The organism is Siphonobacter sp. SORGH_AS_0500, from assembly GCF_031453245.1.
Lineage (GTDB): Bacteria > Bacteroidota > Bacteroidia > Cytophagales > Spirosomataceae > Siphonobacter.
On record NZ_JAVIYT010000008.1, the window covers coordinates 1 to 11282 of the forward strand.

An 11282-nucleotide genomic window follows, 5' to 3' on the forward strand; every position below is an offset into this window, starting at 1 on the left:
TATTTTTTAAATTACTGCAAGCCTAATTGAAAAATAAAGAGTACTGAATAATATCTATATAGCAATAAATTTTTAAAATAGCTATGCCATTAATAAATGAAACAAACTTTAAAATCTGTGTTATCTCATGGAATAACCACCAGCCATAGTTAACCACTAAACACCTGATAATTAGCAATATATTTATTAAAATACCCTATATATGAGCATTTACACAGGAATTATTATCAAAAAACTTATCCATACAATAACCCTTAAAATTAGGGATCTCAGCAATAAAAGTATTTACTCAATAAATGATATAAACAGACAAAAACCATAATACAATATAGAAATAATTACTCTATATATTTGGGGATATTGGTCTTCATAATTTCCTAAATATATACAAAAATATTACCAACCATCGAATGGAATATAGTTTTAACAAAATATGCTGTTCGTATTTTTTATACATACTTATTATAACACTACTTGTTATGTTTTATCACGACAAAAAACTTCAATATACGGTTCGGGTGGATCGTCCTAATCCAGCTTTTGCTCGTTTGTTACAACAGGCTATTGGCGGCATTGAAGGAGAAATCCGGGTATGTCTGCAATACCTCTTTCAATCCTGGGGCAGCCGGGGTCCGCAAAAGTACAAGGACATGCTTCTGGAAACGGGTACGGAAGAAATGGCCCACATTGAAATGCTGGCAACGGCAGTGGCTCTGAATCTGGAAGGTGCGACGAATGACCTGAAAGATCAGATGGTGGGAGAAAGCCCCATTTTATCGGGTATCATGGGGGGAATGGACCCTCGCCATTACCTGTCTGCGGGGCTGGCGGCGATGGCGGTTGATAGCAACGGCGTTCCTTTCAATGGCTCCTGGGTAGTGGGTAGTGGTAACCTGGCGGCAGACATGTACGCCAACGTAATGGCGGAGTCGACAGGCCGGGTGTTAGCAACCCGACTTTATGAAGCAACGGATGATGCCGGGATGAAAGATATGCTGTCCTTCCTCATTGCCCGTGATACCATGCACCAAAACCAGTGGCTGGCCGTTCTGGAAGATCTTGGCGGTGTGCAGAATGCCTTACCTATTCCCAATTCGTTCCCAATGACCAGTCAGCCAAACGAGTTTGCGTATACGTTCATCTCAACGGATATTAATCGTCCTGAGGCTCCCGATGCCCGTTGGGCATCGGGTCCTTCGATTGACGGAAAGGGCGAGTTTACCTATCAACATGCTCAGCCTATGGGGCAGGAACCCCAACTGGCTCCGCCCGTACCCGAAGGTTATGCTCAACAGGAGCAGATGGCAGCTGGCCCTGATGGCTTCATTGAAAAAGTAAAAGAAACCTTATTCTAGTTTAACTACCAATGACAATAAAAGCCGTGCTTGAATAGCTAAGTTACTGCTATTCAAGCACGGCTTCTGTATTTTCCAAGTACGAAAGACAAATGATTAATTATCCTTTAAAAGATTCATCAACGTACTGATAACCGTGTTGAGATTAACGGCAGCCTGCTCTGATAGGACCACATGCTTTTCCGATTGCTCCGGTTTCCAATCATTCGTAATAACCACGCTAGGGACCTGTAAGGCCTTCGCCATTTGAGTGACTGCACAATTATTACTGACCAGTAGGGAAGACTGCTTGATGATCCAGCCCAGACTACCTAAGTCCGTTTGATCGATGATGACTGGAGCGGGTTCCTCTCCATCTTTCACCAGACGCTTGACTTCTTCCAGGGTTCGCTGCCGGCCATGTAAACCCGTTAGAACCGTCGGGTAACCCTCAGAGGCCAGCTTACGGGTAAGCCAGGCGTAATGGGAGGCTGGCCATTGATGCGACGTGTCCCCATCCGGGTGAATGCAGATAAAGGATTTCTGTTGCCATTCCGGCCAGGCTTGCCGAGCCTTCCCTTCATCTTCAGCAAAAAGCGGAAATTCAACCGCATCGTTTTCTACCGGAATACCCAGTGACGCGACGAGTTGTAGCGGAGAACTATTACTGGACGCAGTCAGAGCAAAAGGTATAAAGAACCGATCATCGGCCTCATACATTTCGGCTATTGAGGCCTCAAAATAGCCCGCCGTGAGTTTTGCTCCCGCTAACATAAGCATGTGGTTAACGGTACTTCCATGCTCTTGCAGCGAAAGAAGGACGTCCCATTTCCGCTGTTGCATAGCACAGAAAAAATGAACCACTTCACTTGCCTTTACCTTCCGACCAGATAAACCCGGATGGCCGGGAAAAGGAAAAAACTCATCCACATAGGCCGCATACCGCTGAGCTACTTCCTGGTATTCGGGAAAACTGATGAGACAAATCTGAGCTTGCGGAAAAGCCCTGCGGATCGCCCGGAAGGCGGGCACTGCCTGTAACAAATCTTTTAGTTCTTTCGCCAGAAACAAAGCTATTTTTTCAGGCGTATCTTTTAATGTTTGAGTCAACTGGTCCATTACAAATACGATCAAACTTGCCCATGCAAGTCGTTAACTGGGTAAAGGAAACCCTGAGAGTGACTTCTCAGGGCAATGTATTAAATCGTTAGGGCTACAAATACGGCGTGAGTCTTTTGTTTATCCTGTGCCGTTTCAAACGCTTCATTAATGGCATCCAGCGAGAAGCGATGAGTAATGAGCTTTTCAGCATTGAGTTTCCCCTTCGCCAACAAATCAAGACACATTTGCATCTCCGGGTAAATGCCCCAATAAGCGTAACTGGCACTCGGTATTAACTTGATTTCTGACATCTGGATGCGTTGCCATTCGAGTTCAAGCGGCGTAGTACCCGGATCAAAGCCCCCGACCATCAGTACTTTCCCCCCAATGCGGGTAAAGGTGGTAGCCTGAGCAATAGTCGTAGCAATGGAAGGTCCGCCGGCACACTCAAAAGCGATATCTACGCCACGATTATGGGTAAACTCCATAACTTTTTGATAGGCGTCTTCTTTCTGACTGTTTATGACCAAATCTGCTCCCAGTTCCCGGGCCAGGTCCAATGAAGATTCAACAATATCCGTGACGATGACATCGGCTCCGCAGGCTTTGGCAAGTTGTAATTGCCCTAAGCCAATCGGCCCGGCTCCGATAACGGCCACTGTATCATTGATTTTGATTCCACTGAGCTGAATGGCGTGCATGCAAACCGAGAAAGTATCCAGCAAGGTGGCTTCTTCAAAACTAACGTGGTCAGGCAGTTTGTAGAATTTCTTCGCCGGGCCTACCACGTAAGCAGCAAACGCCCGGGATACCGTCTCCATCCGCACCTCGTACAAATGAGGGCAGAGGTTATACTGCTGAACCTTGCACCAGTCGCAGGTATCATCGCCCAGCACCGTTTCTATAACCACCCGGTCGCCGGGCTTCACGTTTGTCACCTCGCTCCCTACTTCAATCACCTCGCCCGCCAATTCATGACCCATAATTTTATGCACTAGCTCCGGTTCTTCTTTCTTCCAGTGCCGCAGGTCTGTGCCGCAAATGCCCGCCACCCGCACGCGGGCCAGCACCCAGTCGGGCTTGGGAATTTTAGGTCTATCTACATCCGTTACTTCGAAATCTCCCTTTGCTGTTTTAAGAGCAGCTTTCATTTGATGGTCCATAAACGATCATTAGAACTGTGTAAGTAACTACTTCACCCGTCATCACCAGTGAATCAAAATCGGACTTATTGGTCCATTAGCAAGTGCTAGAGAATGCGAACCAGCTTTATACATCTGGCCCACGCCTTTAGTACTGAATTTAGATTTGCTTTCCAATCAGAATAATATAGTGCAGGTGAACTTGGTGGGTAGTACCGAATGAATCTCCGTAGCTACGGGCATAATAAGCACAGCATTAACGAAAATAAATATGCCATTTGAAGGATCTAATAAACTGCTAGGACGGCATAAAACCTACTATCAAATAAACACAAAGCACTAACTATCAGAACATTACAAATAATTAATTCTTCTTTTTTTAATACATTACCAGTTTTTGAGGATCTGAATACCCCTTGATTTAGGGGAGCCATTTCTTTGCGTATACCCTGATGAATCCGTCAGCAATTTTGCCAGGATTTAGGCAATGAATTTAAAAGTGAGGAAATAGGTAGCCAATGGGAAGTAGAGATTTGCTTATTCTTTGTTCTATCTAATGTCCGTTCAGAGTTAAAGGTTGAACGCAGGTAAAGTATAACTTACTCTCATCTATATACGTTACTAGCTGTTTTTACTACTCATGCAAAAGAGCAGTGCTGGTGAACACTGCTCTTTGACGTATGGAATCAATCCTATCGTTTACTTAAGGAAGGTTTAGCTTTTCCAAATCTTTTCGGGCGGGGCCTGTTAATACTTCCCCTTGCGGTGAAAACCGGGCTCCGTGGCAGGGGCAGTCCCAGCTTTTCTCGGACGCATTCCAGTTTACAAAGCAATGGGCGTGTGGGCAAACGGGACTCAGGGTATGAATCTCTCCGGTAGGGCTTTTATAAACGGCTACCTTTTTTCCGCTGATTTTGGCAATCATTCCCGTGTCGAAGGGCACTTCTTTCAGAGAATCCAACTCCTCCGTAGACAATCGATCCGCAATGAAATGATAGGCTACGTCAACGTTTTCTTTGACTGCTTCAGGCGTTATCGCTAACGGTTTTACTCGACGGGGATCAAATAAATCGGCGTAAGCATTGTCTTTCCCAGCGATTAAATCACTCAGGATTTTACCTGCAATGGTACCTAGAATCATGCCATTCCCATTGTAACCCGTCGCCGTATAAATGCCCGCTGGACTTCCCGGCATTTTCCCAATGTAAGGTAAGCCGTCTGAGGGAACGAAGTATTGCGAAGACCATTGATAGGCAACTTCTTTGACTTTAAAGTGCTGGCGGGTATAATGCTCTAACGCTTCAAAAGCCGCCTGAGGGTCGTCATGGCCTGTTTTATGATCATTGCCGCCAATTAATAAATACCGTTGCCCCTCAATCACGTGCGACCGAAAATAATGATAGGGCTCCTGCATGTCGTAAATTAAAGCATCGGGATACTTTTCATCTTCTAAAGTTACGGCCAACACATAACTTCGGTAAGGGGCATTCAGAAAATGTAAGGCATTGATGCCACCGGGAGGAATGTGCGTAGCATAAATAACGGCTTTGGCCTGAATCACCTGATCCCCACTTCGAGCCTTATGAAGATCATTTTCCTGTTCAATTTCCTCAATTCTGGTGTGTTCCAGCACCACGCCCCCCAAAGCTTCAAACACTTTTCGCAGGCCACCTATGTATTTTAGTGGATGAAACTGAGCTTGGTGCGGAAAGTGAATTACCTTCAACGCAGGTATGTTCAAAGGAGACTGCGAAACGGTATGGGCCTCTACTCCCGCCCGCAAGGCACTTTCATACAGGCTGTCGAGTTCTTTTCGCTGAGATTCATCTTCGGCATAGACATAGGCATCTTTAGATTCCAGATCACAATCCATGCGATAGGTTGCTGCATTCGTTTTGATTGTAGTAACGGCTTCCTGGATGGCTTTCGCAAATAACTGGGCGGATTCCTTACCAAAATCCTGCTCCACTTCTGCATAGGTAGTATCGGCAAACGTATTAATGTGGGCACTCGTTCCGTCCGTGGTTCCATAACCGATGGTATGCGATTCAGCTATTACTACTGCTTTTCCCAGCTCCTGTAATTGCACCGCCGCCGTCAATCCGGTAATGCCACCCCCCACAATCAGTACGTCAAAAACTTCATTCTGGCTGGAGTACTCCTTTGAGGGAGCCGGTTGAAAACCTGGCTGCCAAATACTTACATTAGCACCATCCCGCGAACTTACTTGTTCGTGGAGTGGCTTTGGTGTGTTCAGCTCGTTCATATTCTTGTTTACTAAAGGGTTGGATAATAGGCACTCACGAATCCTTCTTCGATCAATACTTCTGACATCAAGCCTAATTCTTTTTACTTAGGCGTATAGGTTAGCTGCACCACCAACGCCTGACTTCCGTCCTTGTTAGAACGCCGCCATCCTACCGCAAGCGGAAGGTGCTGCGTCAGGTAAACTTCTGCTCCTAATACGAGTTGTCCGTAATCGTGGGCATTACTGGCCCAATCACCGAGCAGGTGAAATTTCTGATAAAAAATCCCCGCATCAAATCCTGCATGAAAGCCTACGTTCGGTCCTTCACCCAGAAAACGGGCATTTCCCGTATACGTCCCAGCAACCACCTGATAATGATCTTCGTGAAAATGTCCTTCTACGTTAGCATAGAAAAAACCTACCCAGGAAGCAGGCCGGGTTCCGTTCAGATTCGCTCCGGTCTGTAAGCCCACTCCTGCCTGCCAATGCTCATTAATCTCCACAATTTTCTGAGCATTTACCAAGAGCAGGGGAGCATAGGGAATTTGCGTGGTGGTGTCATTACGAATCCAGTGATGATCCTGACGCATCACATTATAGAGGTTGAACCCGACTTCCCAGTGCTTTCCTAACCCGTAGTTAACGGTAGTCATAGAGCGAAATTGCTCCCGATTCAGATCAACCTGCTGTTGAGCCAGGATTTTATGTTGCGGGGTAATGTCCGAGGATGGTACGTTAAAAATGGTCTGCTGGGCGTGCAGACTCATGCTGCTCAGCGTGAGCATCAGCCCGATGAATAACTTTTTCATGATTCATTTAATTACCCGTTTCCGAATGCGACGCATCCACGGGTTTGGATTCCGGAGAACCCTTTTGTCGCAGGAAAATAGAAAGAACAACGATAGATAGTACCGACAAAAATTCACTCTGCCAGTTTTGAAACGATTGGAACCAGAATTCGCTCGTCCCCATGAATTCCCCCAAACTCAACACTTCGGACGATCCTTTCATGCTTTCTTCTGCATTATGCTGCCTGACCCCGCCCAATGCATGCAGGAAAAACGATAAACCGAAAAGAATAAAAAAGGCCAGACTCAGCGAATGCTGGTACAGCTTGAGTGCCCATCCCCCCCGACGAACGGCCCAGGGAGCATTTTTGCGATTGGGGTCAGGCTCTCGATCTACCTCTTCAGAAGCGTCAGGGTCTTTGGATTCGGAGGAGCCTCTTTGGTATAAAGTGACGGTCAATACCACGTAAAGGCCCATTTGTAGAAATTCGCTTTCCCAGTTTTCAAAAACAGATTCTACACAATGCCCGGTAAAAAGGTATTCACCGAAAGACAAAGCCGCTAAGTGGTACTCTTCCCGCTCCTGATTATAGTCATTCCAGCCCGTTAATAAATGAGCGGTCAATGTCAATAAGGTAATCACAATTAGCACAATAGACAGGCCATTGTACTTTCCTATTTTCTTTAAGTTCATCCTAAAATAGTGTATTAGATTTCAGTAGGTTGTCGAAGGAGTAACGAACGTATTCCTCAACTTTGCTATAAAAAATAATACCAGTATCAGAAAATCGCAGAATGATAACGACAATACCTATACGTTAGATAATACAGAGGTAAATGCCATGAAAGCTATATTCATGAGGCGAGTCATTGCTAGCAGCTTTTTCGCTGGTAATCACTAACGGCAAAACCCGCTACCGCTGCCAGCTTTTTTCGTTGGCAGCACTAACCCAGGCTATGCAATACGATCCTGAAGTAAGGGGCTGCTAACAGCGGAAAAAGCTGGCTTTACCTCATGAAAAAGGCTTGTCTAGTATTAACTTAACAAGCCTTTAATATACATCAAGCGGTTATCTAATCAGTTACGAGGTACGTAGGCAGGTACTTTGTCAGCTAATCTGTAGTATCCCCCTATCAAACTAACTGACAAAGCAGGTTCAAACCCGACAAAGTAAAAACCTGTCCCACCCGCATGGACGTATAACGCTCATGCCCGTAATAAATACATTGTAAATGTAGACTATACGTTAATGGCAGTCAATCCTATAATCAAGGTAGATTGAGATACCTAAAGTTGAGGGGATGAGCTGAGTTTTTACTTAATAACCTCAGCGTCATTCAGAATGAACGGATTTGGTTATGGAAAATTTCCGAATCCTTATTCCATCCCAGCCTATAGAAGGTCTTTCTCTTCATTCGGGAGGACAGAGCAGAGAAGTGGCGGTCATCCAGAGCGAAGCGAAGGATCTTATTACTTTTGCGGCCTTACTTGGTTTTAGGAAGGTTTTGGTTTGTCAATGGCTTGAGATTTCTGATTCTTATCCATTTTCTTCCCCGGATTTCATCCGGGGCTATTCGTATTCAACCCCTCCGGGGTTATTTGTTTTAAAACTATTTTGGTAACAACTCCAACAGGGTAACCTCAGGCTGAATAGCCCCGGATGAAACCCAGGAGCACCGTTGGTATTTACCACCAATAATTACTTCACCATCATAATCCGTCTTCCAGAGCGAAGGACGTTATGAACTTTGCGGCCTTGTTGCTCCATCAGGAAACTTTATTAACCCTAGCACCGTCCATTCTACAGAAGGTTTCTCACTGCGTTCAAGAGGACAGAATGAATCTATCCTCTTGAGCAACGGAACGCGTTTGCCTTCCCTGTGAAGGTTTCAAAAACTACAACTTGCATTACTATAAGCCTGGGCGATCGCTTAAACTAGCTAAGATTTTAAAATTCAGGCAAATAGATGTAAAACTTTGCTCCCTGATTGGGTGTCCCCTGGGCCACAATCATACCATCGTGGTTCGTTACTACTTTCTGACAAATCGCCAGCCCAACCCCGGTTCCTGCGAACACATTCTTGCTATGAAGCCGTTGAAAGACCCCAAAAATTCGTTCAGCGTAGGTTTCTTCAAAGCCAATGCCATTGTCTTCAATAACAACCTGATGATAACGAGCATACTTGTCCCTGTTTTCAGGATTGAAGGGTAACTGATTAGTGGCGAGACTTTGGTAACTAACACGTATGGAAGGGACCGTAGCATTGCCAAGAATATCCTTACTGCTAAACTTCAGGGCGTTGGAAATCAAGTTTTGGAATAACTGTTCAAACTGCCTTTGATCTCCCTGAATCTCCGGCAACGCCATAACCTCAATGGATGCTTTGCTTTCTTCAATGGCCACCGATAGGGTATCAATGACCTGATTTAACACCGACGACAGATTAACCCGCTCCCGGTTACTCTTGCCAGTCGATAATTGAGAGAAGGTCAACAGATCGTTAATTAAGTTACTCATTCGCTGGGCCGACTCCTGAATTCGGTCCAGCAGGCGATTATCTTCTGCTAAACTAGCCCGGTGACGCAGGCTTAGCAGGTCACTGAATTGTTGAATTTTTCGAAGAGGTTCCTGTAAATCATGACTAGCTACGTAAGCAAACTGCTCCAGGCTCTCATTTGAGCGTATCAATTGCTCATTAAGCTCCGCAAGATTTTCATTAGAGGAGGTTAATTCTTCATTGGTCGCTTCCAGTTCTTCCGTTCTTTCCTGCACCAGAAATTCCAAAGCAGCCTTCGCCTCGTAATGACTGGTTACATCCCTGATCAGTCCATCTACGTGCGTAGGCTGTCCTTCTAAATTTCTCCTGACCTGTCCTACGGTTTGCAAAATTCTCCTTTGACTAGTCTGGGAATGAATGATGGTGTATTCCATCCGATAAAAACCGCTTGAGCCGGGAAGTAATGCGTCTTTATAGATTTGAAATACACGATCCCGATCACTTTCGATAATGACATCGAGGGAAGCAAACACATCTGTCACTTCAGGAAGACCATACCAACTGGATACTTTGGGTGATTTCACTAACTTCTGACTAGCTAAATCAACCGTATAAGTACCAAGTTCGGCTAAGTCGATCATCGACTGTAAAATATGCTGACTTTCTTTGAGAGCCTGCTTTACTTTTGCCTCGCCTGTAACGTCCACGGCAATATCCAGAATGGCATATACCTTTCCTTCTTCGTCAAAAACGGGGCTGTACGTAATGTTGTAAATGTTATGGGTCATGACCCCGTTTTGCACGATTTTTACCTCGGATCCATAGGAGTGAAATCGCTGGCCAGTCGTAAAAACGTCGTCCAGAATTTGCAGGAAAGGTTGGTTTTGTTCAATCAATTCAGGCATCACTTCCCGCAAAGGCTTGCCAACGATGTCCGGGCCTTTCCCGACAATATCAATAAAGGTCTGGTTTGGATTTTCGACGATTAAATCCCGGCCCACAAATAGACCAATAGCTACAGGAGCCGTTGAAACAATGGAACGCAGCTTGGCTTCGCTAGCTCGCAGGCTTTCCTCCGCCAACTTTTGTTCGTGTATGTCAATTACGGTGCCAATCATGCCGAGGTAATTCCCTTCCGCATCAAACCGGGGGCTTCCTTTATCAATCGCCCAACGGTAAGTGCCGTCGTGCTGACGTAGGCGATATAGCAAATGAAAGGGAATGTGCTGTTCGTTCGCCTCCAGAAACTGCTTGCTGGAGGTATCCTTATCCTCGGGGTGGGTAGCGTCAAGCCAGCCAAAACCTTCGGCCTGAGCTTTGGTTTGTCCGGTGTACTCGTACCATTGTTTGTTTAAGTAACTACAGCTTCCGTCGGGCTTAGTCGTCCAGATGATCGCCGGAACGGTGTCTGTCACCTGTCGGTCATACGTCTCACTCTCCTGATTTTGATCGGAAGGCTGAACAAATGCTGTTGCCGTCGACAGAATCCCAGTGATCACGCCATTTTCATCGGTAACCGGGCTAAAGTTCAACAGGTATCGTTGGTTTTCGAAGGGATCTACTGATTGATAAACAAAGGGTTCGACCGCCTCTGCATTCCAGACCCGCTCTAGCAAAGGCTGTATCAAAGCCCATGGTTCATGCCCAATACGTGCGGCTTTCTGATCGGAATGAATCGGGTTATCTAGGATAGCAGCATAAGCATCATTAGGAAAAAAGAGAAAGTCTTGTCCCCAGAATAAAGCCATTTTAGTAGAAGCCCCCAGCACGGTGCCAAGGGTAATTTTCAGGCTAACAGGCCAACCATCGGGGTTACCCAAAGCAGAGTTACTCCAATCCTGTGAAGCCAGGAATTGCCCCATCTTTCCTTTATTCAGAAAGAAAGGGTAGGTATTGTAATAAAAAGATTCCAATGGTATGATACAGGTTGCTAAAAGGTGGGACAAGAGCTTTAACGAACACGCTAGTCATCTAACTACTTACTCTGGTGAAGTGTTTAATGTCACAATAGATGTATAGCTAAAAGATACCCCAAATGTTAGTCCAAAAGTCTTTCGTTTTTACTCATCTATAGCTAACAAACTAATAATGAACCCATTATTAGTCGTCCTAAATTTTTATTTAAACAAGTATAAATGACTAACGTACTACCCTATAGGTATAGTAATTT

At 45.3% G+C, this 11282-nt stretch carries 8 protein-coding genes; 2 read left to right on the forward strand and 6 right to left on the reverse strand.

The annotated features are described in order from the left end of the window. Positions 1-479: 479 nt before the first annotated feature. Complete coding sequence (locus QE357_RS23425) at positions 480-1355, forward strand: manganese catalase family protein (RefSeq protein WP_309713291.1); 876 nt, start codon at positions 480-482, stop codon at positions 1353-1355. A 96-nt stretch (positions 1356-1451) separates the two neighbouring features. Here QE357_RS23425 and QE357_RS23430 read toward each other — a convergent pair whose 3' ends face one another. From QE357_RS23430 to QE357_RS23450, 5 genes are all read right to left on the reverse strand, one after another. Beyond that, positions 1452-2453 carry a glycosyltransferase family 9 protein gene (locus tag QE357_RS23430; protein ID WP_309713294.1) on the reverse strand — a complete coding sequence of 334 codons (1002 nt, stop codon included), beginning with the start codon at positions 2451-2453 and terminating at the stop codon, positions 1452-1454. An 80-nt stretch (positions 2454-2533) separates the two neighbouring features. Next, positions 2534-3586 (reverse strand): zinc-binding dehydrogenase, encoded by a 1053-nt coding sequence (locus QE357_RS23435; protein WP_232793817.1) that lies wholly within the window; start codon positions 3584-3586, stop codon positions 2534-2536. Between the two features lie 694 nt (positions 3587-4280). Further along, positions 4281-5843 (reverse strand): FAD-dependent oxidoreductase, encoded by a 1563-nt coding sequence (locus QE357_RS23440; protein ID WP_309713300.1) that lies wholly within the window; start codon positions 5841-5843, stop codon positions 4281-4283. Between the two features lie 83 nt (positions 5844-5926). Further along, a complete protein-coding gene (locus tag QE357_RS23445) occupies positions 5927-6634 on the reverse strand; it encodes a hypothetical protein (RefSeq protein WP_309713303.1) in 708 nt (235 codons plus the stop codon). A 7-nt stretch (positions 6635-6641) separates the two neighbouring features. Continuing rightward, on the reverse strand, positions 6642-7307 hold the full coding sequence (locus QE357_RS23450; protein ID WP_106638176.1) for a DUF6766 family protein: 666 nt from the start codon (positions 7305-7307) through the stop codon (positions 6642-6644). A 665-nt stretch (positions 7308-7972) separates the two neighbouring features. Between QE357_RS23450 and QE357_RS23455 the strand changes: the two genes are divergently transcribed. Further along, entirely contained in the window at positions 7973-8236 is a 264-nt protein-coding gene (locus QE357_RS23455; RefSeq protein ID WP_309713305.1) for a hypothetical protein, read from the forward strand. Positions 8237-8562: 326 nt separating this feature from the next. Here the strand turns inward: QE357_RS23455 and QE357_RS23460 are convergent, their stop codons facing one another. Beyond that, complete coding sequence (locus QE357_RS23460; protein ID WP_309713307.1) at positions 8563-11025, reverse strand: PAS domain S-box protein; 2463 nt, start codon at positions 11023-11025, stop codon at positions 8563-8565. Positions 11026-11282 lie beyond the last annotated feature (257 nt).

Excerpts from the sequence above, each read along its gene's own strand:
- QE357_RS23425 (WP_309713291.1), top strand. The coding sequence starts at position 480 with ATGTTTTATCACGACAAAAAACTTCAATATACGGTTCGGGTGGATCGT.
- QE357_RS23430 (WP_309713294.1), bottom strand. The coding sequence starts at position 2,453 with ATGGACCAGTTGACTCAAACATTAAAAGATACGCCTGAAAAAATAGCT.
- QE357_RS23435 (WP_232793817.1), bottom strand. The coding sequence starts at position 3,586 with ATGAAAGCTGCTCTTAAAACAGCAAAGGGAGATTTCGAAGTAACGGAT.
- QE357_RS23440 (WP_309713300.1), bottom strand. The coding sequence starts at position 5,843 with ATGAACGAGCTGAACACACCAAAGCCACTCCACGAACAAGTAAGTTCG.
- QE357_RS23445 (WP_309713303.1), bottom strand. The coding sequence starts at position 6,634 with ATGAAAAAGTTATTCATCGGGCTGATGCTCACGCTGAGCAGCATGAGT.
- QE357_RS23450 (WP_106638176.1), bottom strand. The coding sequence starts at position 7,307 with ATGAACTTAAAGAAAATAGGAAAGTACAATGGCCTGTCTATTGTGCTA.
- QE357_RS23455 (WP_309713305.1), top strand. The coding sequence starts at position 7,973 with ATGGAAAATTTCCGAATCCTTATTCCATCCCAGCCTATAGAAGGTCTT.